The sequence below is a fragment of the Candidatus Abyssobacteria bacterium SURF_5 genome (assembly GCA_003598085.1).
In the GTDB taxonomy this organism is placed as follows: Bacteria; Abyssobacteria; SURF-5; order SURF-5; family SURF-5; genus SURF-5.
Map to the genome: position 1 here is coordinate 1 of QZKU01000009.1, position 26618 is coordinate 26618.

General features: G+C 53.7%; 24 protein-coding genes. 13 read left to right on the forward strand and 11 right to left on the reverse strand.

Going from position 1 to position 26618, the window contains the following annotated elements:
• Positions 1 to 562 (forward strand): hypothetical protein (locus C4520_00670; protein RJP26333.1); only part of this gene is annotated, 562 nt, incomplete at its 5' end.
• Between the two features lie 11 nt (positions 563 to 573).
• Here the strand turns inward: C4520_00670 and C4520_00675 are convergent.
• Positions 574 to 795, reverse strand: coding sequence for a hypothetical protein (locus tag C4520_00675; protein RJP26334.1), 222 nt, complete (start codon positions 793 to 795; stop codon positions 574 to 576).
• A gap of 91 nt (positions 796 to 886) precedes the next feature.
• On the opposite strand from C4520_00675, the gene C4520_00680 reads away from it, so the two are divergent.
• Genes C4520_00680 through C4520_00690 form a run of 3 tightly spaced genes read left to right on the forward strand, consistent with a single transcriptional unit; the run spans position 887 to position 5517 of the window.
• Positions 887 to 1138, forward strand: a complete 252-nt coding sequence (locus tag C4520_00680) for a YkgJ family cysteine cluster protein (protein RJP26335.1) — start codon at positions 887 to 889, stop codon at positions 1136 to 1138.
• A 54-nt stretch (positions 1139 to 1192) separates the two neighbouring features.
• On the forward strand, positions 1193 to 4498 hold the full coding sequence (locus C4520_00685) for a carbamoyl-phosphate synthase large subunit (protein ID RJP26336.1): 3306 nt from the start codon (positions 1193 to 1195) through the stop codon (positions 4496 to 4498).
• A 23-nt stretch (positions 4499 to 4521) separates the two neighbouring features.
• Complete coding sequence (locus tag C4520_00690; GenBank protein ID RJP26337.1) at positions 4522 to 5517, forward strand: hypothetical protein; 996 nt, start codon at positions 4522 to 4524, stop codon at positions 5515 to 5517.
• A gap of 104 nt (positions 5518 to 5621) precedes the next feature.
• Here the strand turns inward: C4520_00690 and C4520_00695 are convergent, their stop codons facing one another.
• Complete coding sequence (locus C4520_00695) at positions 5622 to 6482, reverse strand: hypothetical protein (GenBank protein ID RJP26338.1); 861 nt, start codon at positions 6480 to 6482, stop codon at positions 5622 to 5624.
• A gap of 1 nt (position 6483) precedes the next feature.
• Positions 6484 to 7266, reverse strand: a complete 783-nt coding sequence (locus C4520_00700) for a hypothetical protein (GenBank protein RJP26339.1) — start codon at positions 7264 to 7266, stop codon at positions 6484 to 6486.
• Positions 7267 to 7589: 323 nt separating this feature from the next.
• Between C4520_00700 and C4520_00705 the strand changes: the two genes are divergently transcribed.
• Both C4520_00705 and C4520_00710 read left to right on the forward strand, forming a co-directional pair.
• Entirely contained in the window at positions 7590 to 8186 is a 597-nt protein-coding gene (locus C4520_00705) for a TetR family transcriptional regulator (protein RJP26340.1), read from the forward strand.
• A 105-nt stretch (positions 8187 to 8291) separates the two neighbouring features.
• A complete protein-coding gene (locus C4520_00710; GenBank protein RJP26341.1) occupies positions 8292 to 9683 on the forward strand; it encodes an aspartate aminotransferase family protein in 1392 nt (463 codons plus the stop codon).
• Positions 9684 to 9752: 69 nt separating this feature from the next.
• Here C4520_00710 and C4520_00715 read toward each other — a convergent pair whose 3' ends face one another.
• From C4520_00715 to C4520_00750, 8 genes are all read right to left on the reverse strand, one after another.
• The gene (locus tag C4520_00715; GenBank protein ID RJP26342.1) at positions 9753 to 10151 is read right to left on the reverse strand and encodes a response regulator; all 399 of its coding nucleotides are present in this window, start codon (positions 10149 to 10151) and stop codon (positions 9753 to 9755) included.
• Between the two features lie 227 nt (positions 10152 to 10378).
• On the reverse strand, positions 10379 to 11461 hold the full coding sequence (locus tag C4520_00720; GenBank protein ID RJP26343.1) for a hypothetical protein: 1083 nt from the start codon (positions 11459 to 11461) through the stop codon (positions 10379 to 10381).
• On the reverse strand, positions 11461 to 12522 hold the full coding sequence (locus tag C4520_00725; GenBank protein ID RJP26344.1) for a 2-hydroxyacyl-CoA dehydratase: 1062 nt from the start codon (positions 12520 to 12522) through the stop codon (positions 11461 to 11463). The genes C4520_00720 and C4520_00725 overlap by 1 nt, the downstream gene beginning before the upstream one ends.
• A 111-nt stretch (positions 12523 to 12633) precedes the next feature.
• A complete protein-coding gene (locus C4520_00730; GenBank protein RJP26345.1) occupies positions 12634 to 13848 on the reverse strand; it encodes a thiolase family protein in 1215 nt (404 codons plus the stop codon).
• A 175-nt stretch (positions 13849 to 14023) separates the two neighbouring features.
• Positions 14024 to 14611, reverse strand: coding sequence for a DUF2238 domain-containing protein (locus C4520_00735; protein ID RJP26346.1), 588 nt, complete (start codon positions 14609 to 14611; stop codon positions 14024 to 14026).
• Between the two features lie 25 nt (positions 14612 to 14636).
• On the reverse strand, positions 14637 to 14990 hold the full coding sequence (locus C4520_00740) for a hypothetical protein (protein RJP26347.1): 354 nt from the start codon (positions 14988 to 14990) through the stop codon (positions 14637 to 14639).
• Positions 14987 to 16150, reverse strand: a complete 1164-nt coding sequence (locus C4520_00745) for a hypothetical protein (GenBank protein ID RJP26348.1) — start codon at positions 16148 to 16150, stop codon at positions 14987 to 14989. Before C4520_00745 ends, C4520_00740 begins: the two co-directional genes overlap by 4 nt.
• Positions 16151 to 16267: 117 nt before the next feature.
• Entirely contained in the window at positions 16268 to 16741 is a 474-nt protein-coding gene (locus tag C4520_00750; protein ID RJP26349.1) for a TerB family tellurite resistance protein, read from the reverse strand.
• 252 nt (positions 16742 to 16993) lie between these two features.
• Between C4520_00750 and C4520_00755 the strand changes: the two genes are divergently transcribed.
• From C4520_00755 to C4520_00785, 7 genes are all read left to right on the forward strand, one after another.
• Entirely contained in the window at positions 16994 to 17824 is an 831-nt protein-coding gene (locus C4520_00755) for a hypothetical protein (protein RJP26350.1), read from the forward strand.
• A 159-nt stretch (positions 17825 to 17983) separates the two neighbouring features.
• A complete protein-coding gene (locus C4520_00760; GenBank protein ID RJP26351.1) occupies positions 17984 to 18733 on the forward strand; it encodes a HEAT repeat domain-containing protein in 750 nt (249 codons plus the stop codon).
• Positions 18730 to 20160, forward strand: coding sequence for a DUF1573 domain-containing protein (locus tag C4520_00765; protein RJP26352.1), 1431 nt, complete (start codon positions 18730 to 18732; stop codon positions 20158 to 20160). The genes C4520_00760 and C4520_00765 overlap by 4 nt, the downstream gene beginning before the upstream one ends.
• A gap of 220 nt (positions 20161 to 20380) precedes the next feature.
• Positions 20381 to 22090: a thiamine pyrophosphate-binding protein gene (locus tag C4520_00770; GenBank protein RJP26353.1), complete on the forward strand. Its 1710-nt coding sequence runs from the start codon at positions 20381 to 20383 to the stop codon at positions 22088 to 22090.
• Between the two features lie 400 nt (positions 22091 to 22490).
• Positions 22491 to 22811: a sterol-binding protein gene (locus C4520_00775; protein RJP26354.1), complete on the forward strand. Its 321-nt coding sequence runs from the start codon at positions 22491 to 22493 to the stop codon at positions 22809 to 22811.
• A 113-nt stretch (positions 22812 to 22924) separates the two neighbouring features.
• Positions 22925 to 23710 (forward strand): enoyl-CoA hydratase/isomerase family protein, encoded by a 786-nt coding sequence (locus C4520_00780; GenBank protein ID RJP26355.1) that lies wholly within the window; start codon positions 22925 to 22927, stop codon positions 23708 to 23710.
• Positions 23711 to 23890: 180 nt separating this feature from the next.
• Positions 23891 to 26446, forward strand: coding sequence for a hypothetical protein (locus C4520_00785; GenBank protein ID RJP26356.1), 2556 nt, complete (start codon positions 23891 to 23893; stop codon positions 26444 to 26446).
• Positions 26447 to 26618 lie beyond the last annotated feature (172 nt).

Sequence of the window (26618 nt, forward strand, 5' to 3'; positions counted from 1 at the left end):
CACATTCCCACAACGCCTACTACTGCTGATTCGCTTCGCACCTTTAAAGACAAAGACCAAAGAAAAGAGCATTTTACAGAAATTTCTTGACATTACTCTAATAACAATTGCAATAATTTTGATGTTATTCTGTCTTTGCTTGATCATCATTGGCTGTTACAAGACGTCAATTGTTAGAAGGAATTCAGAACTTATACTTCCGGTGAGAATCACAATTAAAATATTGGCCCCCATAATAGGCGTATTGGCGATATTAATATTGAAAAATCTACCCTTCTCGGTGCCGTTTCCATTCCTCTTGCTTCTGATTTTAATCGATATTTCTTCTATTCTTATTTTCTTGTGTTCTGATATCATAGTGACAAATGATGGTATCTATATGAGCCTGATGCTTAAATCCCTATCTTGGGACAGAATAAAGGAAATTACAAATCATCCCTCATACTTAGCGATAACTGGGCATCGGAAACGAGACACCAAGCAATATATCAAGTTCATATGGAATATCAGAGATGAAGATGTGGCAGCACTTCAGTCTCTGTTTTTCAAGAAAATGAGCTGAGAAAATTGGCCTTATGTCGACTTGAAGAACGCTCCGGCCTCTAGTACTACCGCGCGCGCTGGTACTCGCCCGAAATCAGGCGGTTCCTCATCCAGGATCCGATTGAGTATCTGGGCGGAGTTAGTCTGTATGAGCTTTGATCCGGCCCTGCATGCGAGCGGGGCCCTCTTCTTTTTCCAGCCGTAACAGGCTTGGGGATCCGCTGGTTTCGACCCCGGCGCGGCCCAAAACATTCCCGCGTTTTAAGCCACATCGTCCTTGACCGCCTCAGATTGCATATGCTATAGTTGAAAAGATGTGTGAGGCGGCAGGGAAATCCATGTGATGAATGGCGACCCCACAAAATCTCTCGGTCTGAAAGTCAAGAGGACGTTTACCGCCTTTTTGCCCATTGACGCCAATCGGAAAGGCGCCTGCCGGCGGTGCGGCGGATGCTGCAAATTGGCTTTTAACTGTCCTTTTTATGATGGTACCGGATGCGCAATCTACTCGATTCGGCCCCCACAATGCCGCAAATATCCGCGCACGAAAGAGGAATCAATTGTGCCGGGGTGTGGTTTCAAATTCGGCGACTGAGCCGGTCCTGCGGCTTCGGCTCGAATGCCGAGGCGCCCACTCTTTTCATTCTCTATGCCAAAACGAAATGACATCCAAAAAATACTCATAATCGGGTCCGGCCCGATCATCATCGGCCAGGCCTGCGAATTCGATTATTCCGGCGCGCAGGCCTGCAAGGCGCTGCGGGAAGAAGGCTATACCATCGTGCTGGTGAACAGCAATCCCGCCACGATCATGACCGATCCCGAGATGGCCGACCGCACCTATATCGAGCCGCTCGTTCCCCATGTGCTTGAGAAGATCATCGAGCGCGAACGCCCTCATGCGCTCCTGCCCACCATCGGGGGCCAAACCGGCCTGAACCTGGCGGTCGACCTGGCCCAGATGGGCGTCCTCGACCGCTGGAACGTCGAATTGATCGGGGCAAAGCTGCCGGCCATTCAAAAGGCGGAAGACCGCTCTCTCTTTAAAGAGGCCATGAACCGAATCGGGCTCGAACTGCCAAGAAGCTATTTCTGCCATTCAATCGAAGAAGCGATGGCTCAAATCGATGCCATCGGATTCCCCGTCGTCATCCGGCCCTCTTTTACCCTCGGCGGGACCGGCGGAAACATCGCCTATAATCGCGATGAGTTCGAGCGCATGGTGAAATGGGGGCTCGATGCCAGCCCCATCAGTGAGGTCCTGGTCGAGGAATCCGTCATCGGCTGGAAAGAATACGAGCTCGAGGTCATGCGCGACGGCGCCGACAACGTCGTCATCATCTGCTCGATCGAGAATTTCGACCCAATGGGCATTCACACCGGCGACAGCATCACGGTCGCTCCCGCGCAGACGCTTTCCGACAAGGAATACCAGGCGATGCGCGATGCCGCCGCAGCTGTCATCCGCGAGATAGGAGTCGATACCGGCGGCTCGAACATCCAGTTCGCCGTCGATCCCGCGACCGGACGCATGGTCGTCATCGAAATGAACCCCCGCGTCTCGCGCAGCTCGGCGCTCGCATCGAAAGCCACCGGCTTCCCGATCGCAAAAATCGCGGCTAAACTCGCCGTCGGCTATACGCTAGACGAAATCCCGAACGACATCACGAAGCAGACGCCGGCTTCCTTCGAGCCCACCATCGACTACTGCGTCGTGAAGATTCCGCGCTGGGCCTTCGAGAAATTCCCCGGCTCGGACCCGACGCTCACCATTCAAATGAAAAGCGTCGGCGAAACCATGAGCATCGGACGGACCTTCAAAGAGGCCCTGCAAAAGGGCCTGCGTTCGCTCGAAATAGACCGGTACGGCCTCGGCAGCGACGGCAAGAACGTCCGCTATCCCGCCGGCGCCGCCGGTCCGGAGACAATCAACCACATCAGGGAAAGACTCAGGACGCCAACGAGCGAACGCATTTTCTATCTGCGCGAAGCCATATTGGCGGGACTCGATATCGCTGAGATATATCAATTGACGCGCATCGATCCGTGGTTTATCAACAATATCAAGGACATTCTGGACGCAGAATCGCGCCTGCGGTCCGCGCCCGTCTCCCTCCTTGATATGATTCGCGGCGCGGCCGGCCAAAACGGCAGCCCGGAGGCGCGCGCCCTTCTTCTGGATGCCAAGCAGCATGGCTTCTCCGACCGCCAGCTTGCATATCTGTGGGAATCGGACGAGATGACGGTGCGGAGCGCGCGCAAAAAACTGGGAGTCGAGGCCACCTTCAAGCTGGTCGATACCTGTGCAGCCGAATTCGAAGCCTATACTCCCTATTACTATTCGACCTATTCGGATGAGGATGAAGTCAGGCCGTCCGAAAAGAAGAAAGTCATGATTCTGGGCGGCGGACCCAACCGCATCGGGCAGGGTATCGAATTCGATTACTGCTGCGTGCACGCCGCTTTCGCATTGAAGGAAGAAGGCTGCGAGACCATCATGGTCAATAGCAACCCCGAAACCGTCAGCACCGATTATGATACGTCGGACAAGCTGTATTTCGAGCCGCTCGCGCTCGAGGACGTTCTCAACATTTGCGACAAGGAAAAGCCCGACGGCGTTATCGTCCAGTTCGGCGGGCAAACCCCGCTCAAACTCGCCGTCCCGCTTCAGAAGGCCGGCGTCCCGATCATCGGCACATTGCCTGAACATATCGATGTCGCCGAAGATAGAGAACTCTTTCGTCAAATACTCGACCGGCTCGGCCTGAAACAGGCGCCGAGCGATACGGCTTTTTCAACCGAGGACGCTTTGGGAATCGCCAATCGGATAGGCTACCCCGTGCTGGTGAGGCCATCGTACGTGCTCGGCGGAAGGGCGATGATTATTGCCTACGACGACGAACATCTGCGCGATTACATGACGCTTGCGCGCGAGGCCTCGCCCGATCACCCGATCCTGGTCGACAAATTCCTCGATGACGCCATTGAGATCGACGTCGATGCCGTTTGCGACGGCAATGACGTGATTGTTGCGGGAATCATGGAACATATAGAATTGGCCGGCGTCCATTCCGGCGACAGCGCATGCGTTTTGCCCCCGCATACACTCAAGCCGCAGCAGATTCTCGCACTCAAAGAGCAGACACGCGCGCTTGCGCTCGCCCTCAACGTGATCGGGCTCATCAATATCCAGTTCGCCATTCAGAATGACACTATCTACGTTCTCGAAGTAAACCCGAGAGCGTCGCGCACAGTCCCGTTTGTCTCGAAGGCGACCGGCATTCCCTGGGCAAAGGTGGCCGCCAGATTGATGATCGGCCGGAAACTGAAAGAACTCGGCGTTCCTTCAGATATCGCGCTCAACCACTTTTCGGTCAAAGAGGCGGTCCTTCCCTTTAATAAATTCTCCGGAGTCGATACCATTCTCGGGCCGGAAATGAAATCGACGGGAGAAGTCATGGGGATCGACAAAAGCTTCGGACTCGCCTTCGCAAAAGCGCAAATGGCCGTGAACTCGATGGCCCCGCTGAAGGGGAACGTGCTCATCAGCGTCAACGACAATGACAAGAAGAAAATAGTCTCTGCCGCAAGAAAACTCCAGAACCTCGGCTTCACTCTCTTCGCCACCCGCGGAACCGCCCGTTTTCTTTCAGACGAAGGGCTTCAGGTGAGGCCGGTCTACAAGGTGAACGAGGATCGTCCAAATATTGTCGATCACATCAAGAACAAAGAGATCGCCTTGATTATCAACACGCCGCTGGGAAAAACATCGGCCTTCGATGAGATCGCCATCCGCCGTGCGGCCGTGGATTATCGCATCCCCTACATTACAACAATCGCAGGCGCACACGCCATGGTCAGCGCCATCGAAGCCATAAAAGCCGGCGAGCTCTCCGTCAACTGCCTGCAAGAATATCATTCGCGGGAGCGCGCAACCCTCAGTACTTCACCCTGAACCAAAAACGGAAGGAAGCTCGCATGAAAGCGGCCATCCTGAAAAATGCGCGCGAACTCGTAGTCGAGGACGTGCCGGAACCGAAAATCGCGCTCGACGAGGTCCTTGTCAGAATCGCCGCCTGCGGCATCTGCGGAACCGATCTGCACCTTTACAAGTACGGCGCTCTCAACCCGAATCAAAAGATGGGACACGAATCGGCCGGAACCATCGAGCAACTCGGCGACGGAGTCGACCATTTTCACGCCGGCGACCGTGTGGCCGTGCTCGGGCGCGTCCCGTGCGGTCGGTGCCACTGGTGTCTCCGAAGCAGACATCACATCTGCCCGAATCGCGCTGACCTGCGAGGGGGGTTCAGTGAATTTATCGCAGCGAAACAGGAGATGCTCGCCCCCATTCCCGGCCAAATGACATTCGCCGAAGCCGCATGCATGGAGCCGATGGCCGTCAGCGTTCACGGCGTGCGACTGGCCGGCATAACAGACCGGGACGGCGTGGTTGTCACGGGAGCGGGACCCATAGGATTATTTGCCGCCGCATACCTTCGTCATCTCGGAGTTCGCGGGCTGGTCGTGAGCGAGCCGTCCGCACACCGGCGCGAGGTCGCGGCCCAGTGGGCCGATCGCGTGGTGAATCCGCTCGACGAAGACCTCGCCGATACCGCACGCACTGTCCTAAACCCCGGCGCTGATGTTGTCGTCGAATGTTCCGGACAGCAAGCGGTGCTCGAGGAGGCTTTTCATCTGCTGAATTTCGCGGGAAAGGTGCTCCTGCTTGGTACCTGTCTGGAAAACGTTGGCTTCAATCCTGCAACCATGCTGGTACGCGAATTGGCTTTTCAGGCTTCATACGGATGTGACATGCAAGAGGTACTCGATTGCATTGACTTGGTCGGCAACGGGCGCATTGACATCAAACCTATCATCAGCGGAACCGCCTCGATCGAAGAGTTACCCGATGTTTTCGAGCGCCTGTGCGGTCCCAACGACGACATCAAACTTCTCATGATTAACGGGTGAGCGGTATAGATGAGCGCGGCCGCCGCCCGCTTTCCGATTAAATGCTGTGACCTTTACGATGCTCCGGGGACATAATTTCTTATGTCCCCGGATTCGATATGTCCTTATTGAGAGGCCCGCTCGGCGATCTTGCCGCGGGTTTCCATCACCAACTGCATCACGCGCGCCATTCCTGCCTGTTTCTTCTCCTGGTCGGCCTCTTCGCGCTTCGCCACGCGCACATAACGCGGATCATTCTCCCAATCGGCCGAGTGCTTGATACGAGGATCGCCGGCGCCCGGGAACCCCATGAAGTGCGTCGGGAACGCCCGCATCATGAACGTGACGATCAGGTCCTTGTCATACTGCGCCTTGAGCGAAGGCCGGTTGTAATAAACTTCGGGCTCGCACGGGCCCAGGCACATCCCGATCGATATCTCGCATCCTTCGAGATAGCCCAAAGCCTGCGAAATCGCGCCAACCGACATCATCGCCCGGTTCTCGATATTGAGCTGCGAAGCTGTCGCCGCCGCCCAGTCCAAGGCCATCCCTATGTCTATTGCTTTCCACACACAGACCGGGCCGGGAGTGCCAAATGCGCTTGGTCTCGTAAAATCCTTCGGCTTCTCCCGCTCTTCCGCAACGTAAGCATTGTGCTCTTTACAGGTGGCGAACCCGCAAGCGCCGCAGTCCCAGCCGAGCGTCGAGGTGCCGAGGCCGGTTCCGCCCATGAGCATAATGACCGGAAGCGTCCCCTTGTCTTTGCACGACTGCAACGTCTTATTGTCGCCGAAGCAGACGGTGTTGTCTTCTCCAAGAATGCCGAGCATTTCAATGATCGGGTCGATGTCTTCGCCGGTCAGAATCTCGATTTTCATCTCCGTCGTGCCGGTCAACTGGGGAGCCTTCAACGCTGCCATGGCGCATTGCTGTGCCGCCGCCAGAAGCCCATCGTTGGCCAGCTTCTTTCCATTGAAATACGCCATGTCAGTCCTCCTTCTTCTCGCTGTTATCGGGATTGAGCGGATCCCACTGCCGGTAGGGCAGCCAGTTAACCATTCGCGAGATTACATATTTCGCGCGCAGCGAGTCGATTACGCGAGACAAGTTATTCATGTGGTAATCCGGCAGAATGTCAACAAACGGACTTTTCCCCTTCGCGGCAACGGGAATTCCGACAACTACAGGGGACTTGGGACAGTATCCTAACTTCTGACCCGCCACCCCTACCGACATGAATGCGCGCGCATCAACGAAAAGGCGGTTTGCCATGATAAGCGCAGAGCCTACAGCCCAACCCATCGCGTACACGTTCATCGTGCACATCGGACCATCCACCAGCCAGTTTGGATGCACCGGCTCGGTTAGATCCAAAACCCCATATCGCGCGTTTCGTCGCTCGTAAGTGAACTGGCAACCGGCGCTCCCCCCGCAGTATCCGCAGCCCGTATCGAACGGCTGAAGCGCCGAGACAGCGCCAATGAACAGGATTGCATCCGATTCCCGTACCATCGCCGCCTCATATTTGAACATCCTTTTCCATGCATTGTCATCCGGTTTTAGCCGGGCCACTTCTTCCATCTTTCGCGCAACTTTATCCAGATCTTCGGCTCCGAAAACAATATGGCATTCGGCCATCTGGACGCCCCCCTGGCTTGGGGCCGTAATAGCCGCATTGGCCATCATCCGCGCGGCCCAAACAACGCTCTCCTGCCTGACCAGGTCGTTCGGAGCGTTTGGCGGCCATTCCTCAATATAAATGTCCGGCATATGAGTCTCCTTCTCTATATACTCCTCTGGTTCCTTGGGTGCTCCTGAACTCGTGGGCTCTTCAACTGAAGCCTTCTTATCACCTCCCTGATCCCGAATCGTTTGCACGCGCTTCTGTCTGAAAAACAAGCCGGGGGTGCGGCCGGAACATGATTCATTTGGTGAACGAGATTATATCATGCCGCCGAAAGCTGGACAAGCCCATTCCCCCGAGAAACCGCTTCGAGCCGGTCGCCTGTATTTAATACAGATTTTCCGGGCCGCCACCTTGACAGCGCAAACGTTCCGCGATATAATTAAGTCAGTTAACCAACTTAGCAGTCATGTCAAGAAAGATCGTCGCGCCACAGCGCCGCAAACAAATCGCCGATGCCCTGTTCCTCTGTCTCGCGGAATCCGGACATGAAACAGTCACCATCAAGGATATCGCTCGGCGGGCGAATCTGCATTACGGCGTCATCCATTACTACTTCAAAAGCAAAGACGAAATCGTCTCGGAAATGGCGGATTCGATCATCGCAAAATATGGCAACCTGCTTCTTGAACGGACCCGCTCCGCTCATTCCGCAACTGAGAAAATAAACATTGCGGTCGATTTTCTGGTGGAGGAATTCATCTTCAATCGCCGCCTCAATCGCGTCTTCTATAATCTTGTGCAAATGGCCTTCGAGCGGGAAACCATCAGAGATGCGTTGCGGCGGCAGTTGCGCGCATACCGCCGGCACATCGCAGCCGTTATCGCTGAAGGAACAACAAACGGGGAATTTCCCGCTCGCAGGAGCGGCCCGATTGCCTCATCGCTGGTGGCGCTCGTTGAAGGAATGGCGCTGCAGTGGGTGATCGATAGCAGAGCGCTCGAACGCAAAGAGGTCCACAGTCTGATTCGGGAAATGGTCGATCATTATCTCTTTGGTCATTAACAAGGAACGCCTGTAAGAGGGGAGGGAAGTAAAATATTGTCGTTCAAACGGGCTAACCGCCATCGGAGGACGTTTTCCGATCGCTCAAAGGAAGCTTCAGAAATAATGCGGACAAGGAGGAGTTACATGAGAACGAAGAAAGAGCTGCAGCAACTGGATGAAAAATACCTGTTCCACCCCGTCGTCCAACTCAAAGAGCATCAACAAAAGGGCGCCCGCATCATTGTCGAAGGCGATGGCACTCGCATCAAGGACATTGACGGCAGGGAATACATTGACGCTTTTTCCAGTCTGTGGAATGTTATAATCGGACACGGTCAGAAGCAGGTGCAGAAGGCGATTACCGAGCAGCTGGGCAAGCTCGAGTATTATTCGCCCTTCTTCGGGTTCGCCTCTCCTCCGGCCATCGAGTTAGCCGCAAAGGTCGTAAGCCTGATGCCGAAGGAGTGGAACATGGGGCACGTCATGTTCACCTGCGGCGGCTCCGAGACCAACGACACAAATATGAAATTTGCCCGCATGTACTGGGCGTGCAAGGGCAAGGACAGCAAGAAGAAAATCATTTCGCGCAACTACGCCTATCATGGGGTCACTTTCGGCGCATTGACGGCAACGGGCATCGAATTCTTTAAAACGAATTTCGATCCGCTGCCCCCGGGATTCCTGCACATCATGGCGCCATATTGTTACCGATGCGAACTCGGCCTCACCTATCCCGAATGCGGCATCGGGTGCGCCAAACAGCTCGAGGAAGCGATTCTTCGGGAAGGCCCGGATACCATTGCCGCTTTTATCGCCGAGCCGGTAATGGGAACCGGCGGCGTCATCATCCCTCCCAAAGAGTACTGGCCGATGATCCGCGGCATCTGCGACAAGTATGAAGTGCTTATTCTGGCCGACGAGGTGATCACCGGCTTCGGCCGCACCGGCAAGATGTTCGGGTGCATGAACTGGGATCTGCGGCCCGACCTGATCTCCGTGGCGAAAGGAATAACCAGCGGATATTTTCCAACGGGCGGCGCCATCGCCAGCAATGAGATATTTGATACAATTCGAGATAATATCCCGAGCTTCCTCCCGTTCCTGCATGGGTTCACGTACAATAATCACCCGGTCGGTTGTGCGGCGGGACTGGCGAATATCAAAATCATAGAAGATGAGAAGCTTGTCGAGAACGCGGCTACAGTCGGCGCATACATGCACGATCGTCTCAAGGGACTGTACGATCTCAAATCAGTCGGTGACATCAGGGCCATTGGGCTGATGGCGGCCGTTGAATTGGTGAAAGACAAGCAAACCAAAGAGCCGATAGGCGAGCTTCCCATGGAGGGAACTCATCGGGTCGAAGAACTGATGTGGGAGAAAGGCATTTATGCGCGCGCAATGATGGAAAATGTGGCCGTCGCGCCCCCGCTCACAGTGACCAAGAAGGAGATAGACCTCATTGTCGACGCTCTCGAATCATCAATCGTGAAAATGGAAAAAGAGATGCTGTAAAGCAGGATGACAAAGAAGGGCGGCCGTTGCCGCCCTTCTTTGTCAAAATGTCGCGAATCTCAAAAAATATCAGGAATCCAGTGAAGGTTGCGTTTTCTGTTCAAGGCTCTTGACGAGATCCAGCAACTCCCGATGCCCAAATGGTTTGCTCAAAAGAGCGTCAGGAAAAAAATCTGAGCCCTCTCCCGGATAGGCGGTAATCATTCCCACAAGCACTTTCGGATATTCCTCTTTAATCCGTTCTAGGAGCTCTATCCCGTCCATTCCGGGCATCCGCCTGTCGGTCAACACTATACCGACCGCTGTCTCGGCAAGTATCTCAATCGCCTCCTCACCGCTCGCGGCCAGCGAAACAAGATAGCCTGACGAAATAAGCGCGCGTGCTATTTGTCTGCGTTGGACTGAATCATCCTCGACAACGAGTATTACCTGATCGGCCACCGGCATGTCCTTTGCACTTTTTACCATTCTTACCCAAACTTGCCCCAAAAAATGGATTTACGCAAGCTCTTTTGCTAATGATAAGGAAGGCAGCACAATTATTAACCGATGCAACCTGCATATGGGAGTTCAGCAAAAGCAAAGAGAAACAGGATTTTTGAAGAAGAAGATATCTTCGCCTATCCGAGCGGCATGAAGAAACAGTGCGTCACTACGAAAGAGCAACGAGTCGCTTTCCCAGTCGGTTATCCGCTTCAGAAAACCAATTTCTTCTTCTTGACCGGAGCGGGGGCGGCTTCCGGCGATGGGGCTGTAGGCGCGCTTAATTCGGGAGGAGCCAGCGAGATTGTCTGCTGACTGCCGGTCTTCATGTAAGTGATAACGACGGCCTTCAGGTCAAAATCGATTGCAGAGACCTTGAAGTCGCCTTCATTCAGGAATACCTCTCCTTCTTTCACCATGAACTTTTCACGGCTGGCCGGGAGTTCGATGCTCGCAATGGTCATTCCCTTGATCTTGGTAAGACCGCTCAGGCGCAATTCGGGCTTCGCAAGCTCATCTCGCGCGCGCTGGACAATCTCCTTCGCTTCGGCGCTGGCAGGATCCACCTTCAGAACTTCTTCAGCTTTTGAGAGGGCTGACTCGTAAATCCCCTCGCTGTAAAACTTTCTGGCCATTGTTAAGTTCTCTTCTTTATTCCGCGTTAGTATCTGTGCCAGCGCCTCCCGCAGAAAATCGGCGGCCTCTTTGTTCTGAGGATCAATGGCGAGAATGTCCTGCGCGAGATCCCGCAGCTTCTCAAAGTTCCCCTGATCAATCAGCTCCTGCGCCGTTACCACAAGATTCGAGATCCTTACCTGCACTTGCTCCTTCGCTTTACTCTCGACGTCCTTGGCGGGTGCAAATTGAGGATCAAGCCGCAACGCCTCTTGCGCATGTCTGAGCGCTACCATAGGATTGTTTTCCTGCAGTGCCTGCTGGGCGCTGGCCAGCTCGAGATGCTTTTTCGCTTCATCCAGCAAGGTCTTCGCCTTCTCTTCCTGGGGATCCAGATCGAGCAGCGTCTCTAATGTCGTCGCAGCGTCCTTGTAATTCTTCGCTTCGAACTGCGTCTCGCTTTCCTTGTACAGATGAGATTTGATCTTGCTCATCATCCGCAGAGCCAAAAAATTGCGGGGACTCTTCCGGAGGATGGTCTTTGTATTGTTGATGGCTACTTTTGAATTACCCTGCTTCAAAGCATCCCTTGCCTGTTTCAGCATTGCGCGGTCTTGCGCACTGCCACAGCCAAGCATCGTAAAACCAACAAGGAGATAAATGACGATAAATTTGCGCACTACCACGATGAAAGGTCCTTTCCGGGAGCATTTGCCGGCATACGTCCTGCGCCCGCGTATCCGGTCGACTCCTCCGCATTTTTCCGGAGCATCTCGATAAAAGCGGTGATGCGTAATTTTGTTCGGCCATCAAGAGACCCGGGCTGGTCCCCCTCGAGCGAGAGAATGGGCAGAGGAAGCTTCTTTCTGAAGATAAGATCTTCTATCTGCCGATAGCAAAAACTCTGAGTATAATGAATTATGCCATTCACTCTCCGCTGGGCGAGCGCCTGGAGAATATCCTCCAGCCGCGCAAATACTCCGTAGGGATATGTATAGAGCAGGTATTGCCGGACGATGTCAGCCGTCTTGAATGGCATTGAGAATTGGCGCTGGACTTCGTTGTATACCACCCGCGCCCCTTGTGATTCAATGAAAGAATGAAGATCGTTCCAAATTGGAGGGACGCCTATATATGCGATCCGCACATCGGTTGGAGACGGTTGTCTGAGGCGCGCCCGCTCCAGAAGCGCACCGGCCTCCTGCTCGAAACGCACCACATCGCCGCCGAAATCGCTGCTCGAAAGAAGTATGCAATGGTTTTCCTCGCCCGATATCAGCCCCTCTTCCCACGTCAGCCGATCAACTTCCACCAGCTTTTCCCGCACTGGCTTGAGGCGTTCCACCCACTCGCGCGCCTCTTCCGTACGGGTCCCCAGCCGGCTGGCCAGTTTATCGACCTGGAGCCGTAACAGGTCGGCATCCCGCGAGAAAGGGTATTCAAAGGGAATAACCGGTGTGCCGTGTACTATCAGCGTCTCGATCAGCGCCAACGTACAACTGCAATCCCCTTGGGTCAACGCGATAACCGCGTCTACGCAACGGGTGCGTATCACCAGCCCAAATATTCCTTTTATCCAGCCACAGATATTGCGCGGATAGCCGGCATCCTCCGCGTATCGAATGAATCGTGAGGGTTCTGGATCGCTAATAAACACGTTGTTCAGATCGACCGGCACATCGCCGGCAGCAAGAATCACCTCGACCGGAACCGTGCTTGTTATACCTATTCTTTGTCTCACAAGGGAATTGCCCTTATTTCTAACGTACCCTAACTCCTTATTTTACATAACTATACCACATTGCCGGTTGCTTTTCAAGCAACGGAGCCGCTTTCCGAACGGTCCCAAACCCTATATTTTCTCGAATGCCGTTGCGACGCCTTGTCCAATGCCGCAGCACATTGTCGCCAGTCCCCACTGAACATTGCGGCGGTTCATCTCGTGAACCAGCGTGGCGGTGAAACGCGCGCCCGTTGCACCCGTTGGATGGCCGAGGGCAACAGCCCCGCCGTTGACGTTGAGCTTGTCCATATCCATCTTCAACTCGCGCGCGCAGTGAAGCGCCTGACAGGCGAACGCCTCATTAAGCTCATAAATGTCGAAGTCGTCAATGGCCATTCCCTGCCGCTTGAGCATCTTTCGCGTGGACGGGATGGGGCCAATCCCCATAATCTCCGGCGGTACGCCCGCTTCACCATGATGCCTCACCGCCGCCAGAGGCTTGTATCCAAGCGCCTTCGCTTTTTCGAGCGACATCAATAATACCGCCGCTGCGCCGTCATTCGTCGGGCATGAGTTGCCGGCGGTGATTACCCCGCTCTCTTTAAATGCAGGTTTGAGACCGGCCAACGCTTCCATGGTTGTGCCGGGACGCGGGCACTGATCTTTGTCTATGACAAGCGAAGTTCCATCCTCATATTCTATGACTACAGGCACCAATTCGCGGTCGAACTTCTTTTCCTCGATCGCCTTTTTCGCTTTTGCCTGGCTCCAACATGCAAATTCATCCATCTCGGCCCGGCTGATGCCGAATCTGGCGGCCAGATTTTCCGCTGTCAGACCCATCGAGAACGATGAAGGATCTATCAAATCCGGAAGACGTATCGCCTTGTGCAGTTTCCCCTGTGCGTTTGGAACCGAGGGCGTCGCGTAAAAATACTGCCGGTACTCACGCGCCATTTTCTGGTCCTCCGCACTCCACGGCCCAAGGCGGCCCATCGTTTCCAGCCCCACCACCAGAATACAGTCTCCGTTGCCCGCTTTAATCGCATTGGCCGCAGAATTCAGCGCCGACAGACTCGAGCCGCACTGGCGGTTCATCGTCAAACCGGAAAGCTCGACCGGCAGACCGCAATAGAACACCAGCGAGCGAGCGGCATCGATAGGGCCGGCTATCGTTCCACAGTAGATATCATCGATTTCCAGCGGGTCGATCTGCGTCCTCTTCAGAAGAGCCTTTACCACCTGCGTGGCTATTTCCAGTCCGGTCAACTCGCGAAGGATGCCACGCTCTCCGGACCGACCTATCGGAGATCGCAAAGCTTCCACAACTACTACATCTCTCATCTCATCCTCCATTTGCTTATCTGTCCTCGAATGCGGGGGGCTTGCCGGGGGGTACTCCGGCAGCATGTATTGTAGCAGATACCATATGCAGGTTCAATGGAAATTGTGCCGGCTTGATCCCGTGCGGAACGCGAAGACAAGGAGCCGAACCAACTTTACCCGATGACAGCAAAACTTATAGTTTTCGCAGCCGAATAATGGCCACGGCGCCTATTGCACCGATAAGATCGGCGACAAGATCAAGCGCCGTATTTCTGTAGCCGCCAACGCCGGTTTCCGGTACAAGCACAGTCGCAAGAAACTCAATGATTTCATTTAAAGCGCCGACTCCCAACCCGGCCATTACGACCACAATGGGGAGAGCTATCCTGCTATTGTGTCCCTTCCTCAGGAGCGGTTTCAAGAGGTGATACATAACCAGAGTCGCCACGCCAAACCCGACAATGTGGACGAACTGATCGTACCGAAAGATGCTGTACGAGTCGGATATAGGAATGAGGATGACCTCGTACAGCTTTATCCCCCGGATGTACAAGCCGCCGCCGGACATGTGCAGAAGCGCCCATCCGGTCAGCCCCCACAGAATTGAATTCGGGTAATCGATACGTCGATTCGTTGAAAGAATCACAATCAGAAAAAATACGATTACACCAATATAAAGAAGAAACTCGTAGTTTTTTCTCGACATGAACAACACGCCAAACCCGATCAGCGCCACTCCGTTTAACAGCAGTATCGGTACCTGTCTTTTTTTCAGAAGCATGCTTTTTCCCCTTACGCCCGAGCTCTCACAGAAATTCCACCTGCGCGATGCCGTACTTTGCTCGCAACAGTCGGGACAGCTCCATCTGCTCCCCTTTATCGCTGATGGGCTCGAGAATCGAAAAGTGGTGTTGCTCTATTATGCCGGCATGCCAGCACGTGATATACCCCATGACGCCGATCGAGCGCAAGCCTGCGCTCTCGCCGCAGCAACTGGTAATGCGCTCGGTGTCGCGGACGATGCAGAGGACTTCGCGGTCGCGAAACTGAATTCGTTCCTCGGCGGAAATCCAGTAGGAGGACGCTCCGATTTCCATCGGAACATGCAATGGAAAATGAATGTATTTTTTCGTTCTTTTGGCGCGCACCCGCTCGTTCATCTTTGATAGAGCGCCCTCAAGATCCGGTCGAGCAGGTCGCCCAGCTTGTCCGGCGATTCTCCTCTGACCGGCCTTGCCTCGGTTCTTTCGACGGCCCCGTCGGAAGACACTGTTTCATCGCCGGAAGAGGAGGCTTCTATTGGTTTTTCCGGGTTCCCTACCATCTTGTATGTGCTGAATAATATTGCCGCACTTGAAGTGTCAACTACCCGAAGATTTACGGCTCCTTTTCCATCCACATCGGTGACGGTCCCGAAGACAATGGCGTCGGCGCCTTCAATCCCTTTCACTTTCTCTGCAATTGAAGAGTCAAGAGCGGGGCCGGTCGCATCGGCCTCAAGCGTTCCTATCTTTGCCGGCCGCTTCTGAGCATCGGCTGAAAGCCTGTCTGACAGCGGCGTAAGCAGTGCATTCTGTATTGCCAATTCACGCAGCACCTTTCCGAGATGCCTGCGCTCGATCACACGCAGATTCGAGTCCTCACTGAATTTGCCGATAAGTTTTTCCGATAGCAGCATCCCGTAGGGGCTTTCCTGCCCGTCGTCCGTCATAACGCCCGCTATCGCCAGAACAGGAGAACGGGGCATGTAAATCCCCGTATCGCCTTCCTGAAAACGATCAGCGCTCACATCTACGGGTACGGCCTTCGCAAATTCCTCCTCCACTATGATAATCTGAACAACTCCGATAAAATCCTTCTCCTTTCCGAGCAAAGAACCGGTTCCGGGATCAAGCACCTTTTCTCCTTCACGATATATGCTTAGTTCGATACCGGGCCGCGCGCCCCCCTCAGCACCTAAATTCAGGTACACTGATTCCGGCCTCACCTTGACCACCCGAAACTCTTTCTCATTGCCGATCAAACCCGCTACACAATGCGTGAAACCGTTAACAAGTTCTTCGGTTGTAACCTGCTTCGGGGGGCGTATATCATACTCAATCTTATCGATAAGCTCCCGCCTCAGCTCGATTCGCCCTCCATTCTCAGGCCTCATCACGACTCGCTGCTCGTCCTCGCTGATTACGTCGCCCGCCATTTCGAAGCTGCTGTCTTTGAATTTGATCACATCCAGATTGCTGCTGCAGGAAGGTGAGACTGCCGCAGCCGCCGGCTCCGCCGTAAAAGAAAACACCAGTATCATCGCCAAAATGAATCGCATCGTATGTTCCTCCTTCTGTGTCCGATCTGCCGGAGAATGCTTCCAGAGAGACAATGAAGCGTGTCCTTCTTGTCAATCTAACAGAAAGAGCACCCGCACTCTAATGTGCGTCATGGATTATTCCCATCCCATGACTTTCTTTTTTGCCTCGATGAGTTGATGGTGCGAAAGGTTAAGCATCCGCGAAAGGCGGTGAATGAGGTTATCCTCCAGAGAATGGAGCCGGTCATCCGCATAAACAACCTTCCAAAGCGTTTGGACCACCTGCAATTTTTCCTCCGGATTATAAGCGCTGTTGATAACCTTGGTAAAGCGGAAAAGATCTACACTTTCTTTCCGCTCCTGGTGGGCAAGTTCGATCAATTCTGAAACGTACTCTTCGGAGAGACGGAAATCCTCTTTAAGGACCTCGACAATGCGATCTTCCTCGGCCTCATTGAAACGATCATCGGAATGCGCGACCGCAAGTAACAGCACGCACGTCGCCAGCCGCACGCGGGTCTCCGTGTCCTCCTGCGCCGCCCGCTGAACCTGACTTCTCTGATTGGAAAAAAGATCCTTGAGCTTTTGAATGACCATCTTATCTTCCATTATTTATTAGTTTTAACCATTGAATTGGCATGCGTATAATAACATACCGCGCTTTCTAATGGAAGAGATCATCCGGCCAAACCGGAGGATGCATTTCGTTCCCCATCGAAACATGATATCACCGCCACAACCGCGGCCGCAGTGGTCTGTCTTTCCTTTCTCGGTAAAATTGACGGCGGCGTTTTCATTTATTAGAATGACCCTGTTCCCTCTGACGTGACAAATGAACCCGATTGGCGAAAGGACCCGAAAATGCTTTCCGAACCTACCGTAACGGAAAATCAGATCGAGACATATGGGCCATATCAGCCGCGCATGCAAAAGATAGCTCTGTTCACCGTCGCCAACGACTGCGAGGCGCATGGTTATCCCATGCCTCCCCATACCGACTCCCTGCTGGCTCAGAATTGGTGCCGCCTGATCACTCAGAGGCTCGGTGCGCCGTATGCTGCTCATATCCCGTATTGTACGGACTCGGCAGGCGAAATCGCCCGCCGCTGGTCTCCCAGATATTTGCCCTTTGACGAGTTTTATGACAAGCTGCGCGACTTTGTTAAATGGCACGTTGAGCGCCTGAGCTTTCAGCCCGAAAAAGTCGCTATCATTATCGGGCATGGCGGAAACAGAGAACTGCCAGAACGACAGCAACACTTGAGCGGCATCCTCGGCATGCCAGTACAGTGCTTGCTGCCAAGCGTTTCCGAACCATTGATTTACCCCGAGTTTGAGGCGCTTGATGTTATCTATGACATCGCAGCCAAGGGGGGAGAACACGCCTACATGCTTGAATATTCGCTCATGGCTCACCTCGGCCATTTCGATTTTGGAAAACTGCAGGTGTTAAATGAAGTTGCTGAACGCGACCCGCTCGAAGCCCTCAGGCGCTGGCCCGCGATCGCAGGGCTTGGCGGATTCATCGAATTCGGCGGGCGTGAATTCGATCCCTTGCGAGACATCGGCGGCTTGGTGGCCGCCCTTGAGGATTTCAAGAAAAGACGAAAGATTATTGTTGACGCCGAACTTGGCCGGAGGGCAACGGTGCTGATTGTCGACTATTTTTGTGAATGTCTGGAGAAGGAATAGCCTCAACCGAAATCGAACTGAAAAAGAAACAAACCGGCCACTTCGGCGACAATGACGAGTTCTTCAAAAAATTCCGTTTCGGCACGCGCGCAATTGACACATCTTTCCGGCCTGTGCTAATATTTTTATGCGTTTATCACCAGAATTCAAGAGGTTTCCTTGTCCAATTTTTCGCAAAAAATCCTCATTATAGTGGCGGCAATTTCCATCGTGCTCGGCGGGATCTGGTATCTCCAGCGGGAATGGATTCTACAGGACCCTGCAAAGGTGACTGTTGACCCCCGGCTCGAGCGCGAGGTTCATGCCCTGTTGGAAGAATCGATTAATGCGGATTTTCAAAAAAGGATGACGCTGTTTTTTGAGCTGCGATCAAGGGGACGGGAGATCGTCCCTGTCCTGGTTCGCGCGCTGAACGACGAACATGAGGACGTTCGCGCGTTCTCCGCGAATTTGTTGCAGTATAGCGAAAATGCGGCGGTCATTCCTTATCTTGAGGCCCGCCTTCATGATGAGAGCCCGCGTGTCAGGAAAACGGCTCTAATCGCCCTTGGTGATCTGGGCGCGATCGACGCGGTCCCCGCGATTATCCTGGTGCTGAATGATGAGGATCAATTGACTCGATGTCAGGCAGCATATGTGCTTGGGGTATTGAAGAATGAGACCGCTGTTACCTACCTTGTTCGCACCCTCGAGCACGACCCCTACCCGATTGCACGCCAGACTGCCGCCAACTCGCTTGGAGAAATCGGGGATGCAGAGGCTGTGCCTCCCTTGATCGATTCTTTGGACGATACGAATCATTTGGTGCGGTCGGCCTCGATGGTTGCCCTCAATCGGATTACCGGCGTTAATATGGGACCCACAAAGGAAGCCTGGGCCGGCTGGTGGAACAAAACGAAAGGATTATGAAGACATCTCCTCCCTTCGTACAGGCATTTCGAATGGCGATAACTACTTCCTTTGTCATCTTCACGATGCTGGTTTCCATCCTTGCATTGTCCTGCGCGAAGAATGAACCCCTCTCGGAACATCCGACGATTGCGCTCAGTCCGGCAGCGGCCGAGTTTGGAGATATTTCCGCAGACGACCCGATCGCATTTCACGAAGTATCTTTGACAATCGCAAACAAGGGAAAAGAAGCACTTCACATCGACGGCATCGAAATGCCCGAAGGCTTTTCATATAATTTGATCCCGGCAAGACAGATTATCGAGGGAGGAGAGAAAGCTATCCTGAGAATCAGTATGGATTGCCGGCGCTTTTCCGCTCCTGTCTCGGAGACCGCATATATCAAGAGCAATGCGCCCGATCAGCCGCGCATGCCAGTCGCGCTGACCGCGAATATACTGAAGGATAAATTTGCTGTCGTATCCGGCTCCGAGGGACCTGATATCGAATTCGATCACCGGGCATTCGATTTCGGGCCGATCAGCCGCTCGCAAATGGTCGAGCATCAATTTCCCTTCAGAAACACAGGGCAGAAGCCGCTGAAAATCCTCGGCATCGAGACAATGTGCATGTGCGTAACCGCCTATACCACAAAAATAGAGGTCGCCCCAGGGGAAACGGCCGCTATCGTGGCCAGAGTCGAACCATGGAAATATGACGGAGTCGCGCCGTGGAAAACCTTAAGCATCGCCACCAATGATCCGAATGAACCGATCGTGAACGTTTCTGTAGCGGGGGCTATTGTGGATGACGCGGTCCTCGAGCCAAACGTCGTTCTGTTGCCCAATATCCGCCAGGGGCAGGGGGCGCAGGCGCAGGTGAAGCTGCTGCAGCGCGGTTCCCAGGAATTGGTAATTAAACGTATCGACTCTTCTTCTCCGAAAATGTCTGCGACCTTCGAGCCCCTGGAGGGCGACGAGATCGGCTATTTAGTGAACATAGCTGTTTCTCCCGACATGCCAAAAGGTAAGTTTGAGGAAGTCATTACTGTCTTCACAAATTATTCCGACTACTCCAGAAATGCCCAACAAGGAACACACGGTGATATCTACAAGGATTACTCACGGATGCTGCTGCCGATAAGAGGTTCGGTTTCAGGCGCAGTCACCGTCTCCCCCGACAGAATCAACTTCGGGTCATGTGCGCCCGGAGTATCCGTTAAACGGAAGCTGATTGTCTCCGCCGCCTCCGGCGCTGAAGTCCAGGTATCAGTCGATGACCCTGTCTTCCGCGCAGTGCAGTCGCTCGCGGAACCCGGCAAATACGAGATCGTGGTCGAATTTCTCCCGCAGCCGCCGGAAAGGGAAATCAACGCCGAATTGCTGATTACCACAGAAGACGCTCATCTCAAGATCCCCATCTTTGCCGTGGTAAAGCAAGTATCATAGGAGTGCGACATTCTCCTGTCCGCATTTGAACATGACTACTTCCCGCTAATCCACCTCTTGCGTTGCCGCATCTTTCTTCCAAAAGGTCGATCAAAGGACTTGACAACCAGATAGCCATGTGATATATTTCACCCCGCATGGTTGACTGACTGGCCAATTTAAAATCTTCCTTCTCTAAGTTACCTTCACACCTCGCTGCTTGGAGCCAGAAGGGGTAGGAATGACCAAGACGGCAGGAAGAATGACCTCAATGCAGGGCGCTCAAGCTCTCATCTCTTCCCTTGAAGCAGCCGGCGTAAAAAACATTTATGGCATCATCGGGACGTCGAACATCGCATTCGTCGATGCCTTGTACGATAAACGTAACGATATTCGCTATATCTCTACCCGCCATGAACAGGTGGCCGCAAGCATGGCCGATACCGAAGGCAGATTGACCGGCAAACCCGGCGTTTGCCTCGTTCATTCCGGCCCGGGCGCATTGAATACAATGATCAGCGCCGCCAACGCCTATAAAGACTGTTCCCCGCTTATCATCATCTCCGGAGCCGTCAAACCTTCTCTTAGGGGCACAGACGGCATGCTCGAAGTGGATCATTGCCGGATCTTCGAGCCGGTCTGCAAGGCGGTTTTTCGCGTCAATTCGGTCAAAGAATTCCCTGCGATTTTCTCCTCCGCCTATCGTATTGCAATGACACCCGCGAAAGGCCCGGTTCTGATCGAGGCGCCGGACAGCCTCTGGCAAGCCGAAGAGGACGTCGACCTCGATCTGGACATTGTTCCACCCGCGCCACCCGATGTGCGCGATGAGGACCTCCAAAAGATATTCCGCCTCTTCCAAAAAGCGGATCGACCGCTATTCCTTGCCGGTGCGGGCGCGAGTGAGGCCGGCGCCGCAACCAATCTGCAACGCCTGGCCGAACGCGCTCATGTCCGCGTGGTCACAACCGGCAACGGACGAGGTGTTCTCTCGGAAAAGCACCCTCTCTGTCTCGGTCGAGCCGGTTTCTTTGGAAATCCCGTGGCCGATGCGGCGATGGAACAGGCTGACTTGATCCTCGCCCTTGGATGCGGCCTTTCCGACCTTACTACGTACGAATATACCGCTGATTGGCGCGGAGACCTTGTTGTGATCAATGCCGATCCGCGCGGCTTAAGCACGCTCCCATCTTCCTTCAAGGTGAACCTGACCTCCGTTACCGCCGATGCGGGAGATTTTCTCCATAAGTTAGGACGACTCTATGATGCCAAGCCTTTTGTAAAATCGAATGACTGGATGGATTCACTCTTCCCCATAAAAGAGCAATGGGATGCACAGCTTGCTGCGGCCGCGTCATCTGATAAAATTCCGCTCTCGCCCGGGCGAGTCCTGAAGGTTTTCTCAGATTTGGCTCCAGAGAATGCCTTGTTTGCCTGCGGCGCTGGCTTAAACATGGTCTATGTCTGCGATTTCATTCAAATCCAAAGTCCCCGCTCCTATATCGCGCCTAATAATTTTGGCGCAATGGGATTCGGATTCCCGGCTGCGTTGGCCGCAAAAATAGTTTACCCTGACCGGCCCGTCCTGTCGGTCCTCGGGGATGGCGACTTCATGATGACTGTTCAGGATGTGGAAACTGCAGTGCGCGAAAAAATCGCCGCGACAATCCTCATTTTGAACGATAACTGTTACCGCGCGTTGCGCTACACACAGCAAATCTTGTACGGAGCAAGATTCTACGGCAGCGAATATGAGAATCCGGATTTCGTGAAATTGGCGGAAAGCTTTGGGGCTGCTGGTTTCATAATAAAAGAACCTAGTCAGATTGAACCGGTACTGAGACAGGCAATGAACTGCGGGAAGCTCTCCATAGTAGACGCGCGAATCGATGTGGACGATGCAGTCCCTACGAATATGCAGGCGATCCTGAAAATGCGCGGATTGGCCTGATTCTCTCTGTCCGCGGAACAACGCGGCGGAATTGATGCCAAAAATTTTAGATGTATTAGTTCTTTGAAAAAACGATTTAGCGGGCGGGGGAGGACCGTTTCTTCACACGACCTTTTCCAGTTACAGCTCAGCGACATTTGCTAATATTCGCGAATATGAATTTCCTATAACTGCGGACTTAACATTCGCCCCGACAACCATCGATATTCGTATAGTGGTTCTCCCCGCTCCCGTCCTTTGATGTGTTGGATTTGTTTGGAGGTTTTAAGGATCGGTGCAAAAAAAATCGGGTAGGTCGAACCTGCCGCTCCGATCCTTTGTACCCGCGGGAAAAAGCCCATCAAAAGGGTTGCTCTCAACCCGTGGGAGATATAGTCAGGACGAAAGGAGGTGAATTCGAATGGCAAATTCAGTGAAGGAGTCTTTTGACGTGATGCCGGCAAACTTCAAGAAAGATAAAGCGGCTGGCATGAAGGCAGTCTATCAGTGGGACATCACCGGAGAAGGTGGTGGCAAATGGAACGCCGTGATTGACAATGGCAATATCCAGGTCAGTGAAGGTCAGCATGCTTCACCGAACATCACAATCACGGTCGCGGCCAAAGACTGGCTCGACATCCTCAACGGGAAGCTCGACGGCCAAATGGCCTTCATGAGCGGCAAGCTCAAGGTCAAGGGCGATATGAGCTTGGCCATGAAACTGAAAACCTTGTTCCTGTAACAATGGTTGTGGCGCGGAGGGGAAGTCGATGGCTTCCCCTCTCGCTGTTTTTGCTCCAACAGACGACAACATGAATCCTGTAAGCTCCTGTCGTCACATCTCTCCATTACACTATGACATATCAGACGCTCTTATATCAGCGCGATCAGGCCATCGCCCTCATCACTCTCAATCGGCCCGAAAAACTCAATGCACTTAGCCCGGAACTCTACGCAGAACTTTATTCAGCGCTTGTCGAGGCCGATCAGGACGATGAGGTCCGCGTCATTATTCTCACCGGCGGCAATACCGTCTTCGCGGCCGGAGCCGATCTCGATGCGATGGCCGCCGCAGGAAATACCGTCGATCGAATGCTGAAGACCCGCTTCGCTCCCGGCAATCCCTTCGACTTCATCGAGCAAACCGGAAAACCGGTCATAGCGGCAATCGCCGGATATGCGCTGGGCGGCGGCTGTGAGCTGGCGATGTGCTGCGATTTGCGCCTCGCGGCCCAATCCGCCCAGTTCGGACAGCCCGAAATTCGCGTCGGATTGATCCCCGGCGCCGGCGGGACTCAAAGACTTCCGCGCCTCATCGGGATGACGAAGGCGAAAGAGCTTATCATGATGGGCGAATTCATCAATGCCGATGAAGCCCTGCGGCTAGGACTCGTCAACAAAGTCGTCCCCGCCGATCGCCTGCTGGACGAGGCGAAGGAGTGGGCGAATAAACTCGCAAAGCGGCCCCCCTTTGGCCTGAGGCTGGCAAAACTGGTAATGAATATGGGCGCCGATCGAGATCTGCCCACCGCGCTCACACTCGAGCGTGAGGCCTTTGCCATGCTCTTTGCCACCGAGGATCAGAAGGAGGGAGTTCAAGCTTTCGTCGAGAAGCGCAAACCTGAATTCAAAGGACGGTGATTGAATACCCGTAACCCCGCGGCATGATCAAGACGTCTCTCAATTCTTTCCCTCCTGATCAGTATGCATTCCCCAGAATTGCCCCATCTGTAGCTCGCGCTCCCTGTTGCAACTGAGAAATCCGATATGATAAAATCAATCACTTTGCAAGAAGCCTGTTTTTGAAGTGAGGGGTAATACTTGGCATTTATCGTTCTCCTGCTGTTTTTCATTACCGGCGCCGTCGGACTGGCTTTCGAAGTCCTTTGGATTCGCATGCTGGTCAATATCTTCGGGACTACCGTCTACGCTGTCAGCACGGTCATCTCGTCGTTTTTCGCCGGACTCGCTCTCGGAAGCCATTTGTTTGGCCGCGTGGCGGAGCGGACCAAGAACCCGTTGAGACTGTATGCAATTTTGGAATTTTTCGTCGGCATGGCGGCGCTGATGACGCTCGTCGTGCTTACCAGAATGACCGGCGTCTGGGCAACCATCTATTCGCTTGTCGGCACCGGATCGATCCTCTATCCGATTTCAAGATTCGCCCTTTGTTTCGTCATTCTCCTGGTTCCCACCACGCTGATGGGCGGCACCTTGCCGGTCCTGTCGAAATATTTTGTCCGAAACATGAAGACCCTCGGGTGGAACATGGGCCTTATCTACTCGATCAACACGTTCGGAGCGCTGGTCGGCTGCTTCCTCGTTGGTTTCATCTTGATCGAAGCGATCGGGATCCGTGCCACCCTCTTGGCCGGGGTGACTTGCAATGTCTTTGTGGCGGCATGTTCCCTTCTCCTGAGCCTGGGACAGCAGCAAAGTATTACCGCAATTCCCGAAGCGGCCGACGTGCTGCCGATTCGGGAGGCCGAGCGCGAGAGCCACTACCAATTACTCAGGTTGGTGCCGCTCGCTTTCGCCGTTTCCGGATTCGCCTCCCTCTCGTACGAGCTTCTGTGGACTCGCATCCTCGTCTACTTCATTGGAGTTCAGACTCACGCCTATACCATTATGTTGATGACGTTCCTCTTCGGTATCGCCTTCGGCAGCATCGCATTTGCGCGAATTTCCGACCGGAGCAAAGACAACCTGTTCATCTTCGGAATGGTGGAGGTATTGATCGGGCTCTTTTCCATTATCGGCCTCTTTACGATAGGACGCCTCTCCAATATCTCCGACTACTTGACAAGCTCGGGTTTCATCACATCATGGTGGCATTATGCGGGCGTGAAATTCATCATCTCGGCTATCTTCATGCTTCTCCCCACGTTCCTCATCGGCGGCACGTTCCCGCTCGTCTCAAAGCTCGTTGTCAAAAGCCTCAACCAGGTGAGCACAAGCGTCGGCAAAATTTACGCCCTCAACACTGTCGGCGGGATCTTCGGCTCCGTTCTGACCGGCTTTATCATCCTCCCCCTGCTCGGAGTCAAAAATAGCGTCCTCCTAGTCGTCTCGCTCAATGTTGTCCTCGGTTTCCTCCTGATTTTGGGCTCGTCACAACGAAGAAGTTTCCCGGGACTCGCGGCGAACATGCTGGGAATGCTCGTCTTCGTGCCTGTCTTCTTCTTTGCGACGGTCGACCAACCAATCCTCAGCGAATGGAATCGCCAGCGCCGGGGCGGCAAGTACGATGTCCTGTACTCGAAGGAAGGAATCGAGTGCACTCTGTCCGTGCTCCTCAACCGGATCAACGGCGCTCGCGAGCTCAATATCAACGGCCAATCGACCGCATACACCAGCTATCGCGATATCCAGGTCCATAAAATGCTTGTTCACGTCCCGATGCTCCTGCATCCCGACCCGCGCGAGGTGCTGGTCGTCGGATTCGGCATGGGGTGCACCAGTTATGAAGCCACTTTATACGAAAACTCGCACGTTACCTGCGTCGAACTGGTAAAGGACGAAACAGAAGCGGCTCGGTTCTTCGAGGACCTCAACAAGAACGTGCTCGAAAACCCGAAATTCACTTTCATACACGACGACGGGCGAAACTATATCCAGCTCAAGGACAGGACGTACGATGTCATCTCCTTCAACGCAATCCACCCGCGGCTCAGCCCCGCGCTCTATACCCTCGAATTTTACGAGATGTGCAGGAACAGGATGGGCCCCGATAGCCTCATCTGCGCCTGGATGCCTTCAAACTGGCTCAGTGTGCACGAATTCCAGTCGCTCGTGAAAACATTCATCTCGGTCTTCCCAGAGAGCACCCTGTGGTACTGCAATCCCGATCACGTCGTGCTGGTCGGCGGCCTTAATAAAACCAACATTGATTTCGCTGAGTTTTCCACAAAAATGCGACAGCCCGACATCCTTGAGTGCCTCAAAGCCTCAAATCTTGACGACCCGTTTTCCCTGGCAGGCACACTCGTGCTCGGACCCAGAGGATTGGAACGCTATTCGGCCGGCGCCCGGGTGGTCAGCGATAATCATTCACAAGTCGAATTTTCACGCTGTCTCGATTATGGATTGAACGAAGCGGTCTGGGTTCCTCTCCTTGATATCCGACAGCAGTATCTGGGTGAACTCGCGCAGGTGATTTCTACAAAGGATTCGGCAATCAGAGCAACTCTCCACGACAACATGAAAAGCCTTCCCCTCCTCGTCTCCGCACAGATTCTTTCAGACCCGAAATACAACAAACACCGAGAGGCCCTTGAAGATTACAATAAGGCGCTGCTGCTTGCACCCCAAAATAGAAATATTGCTTACTGGAAAGACATCTCCCAGTTCCAGTTTGTCTCCCAACAGGGTGATTAAGTCCGCCTTTGGGCAGAAGCCGCAGGGAAGCGGACAATCCCGAAAAAAGCCCTAAAACTATACCTGATCGGGGGCCAGCGATTCCGCAAACCGGGTGGGGAATTCCCACATAAGTTCTTGAGTTGCCTTAAGTAATCCCACCAGCAGATTTCTTGAGCAAAGTCGCGATCAA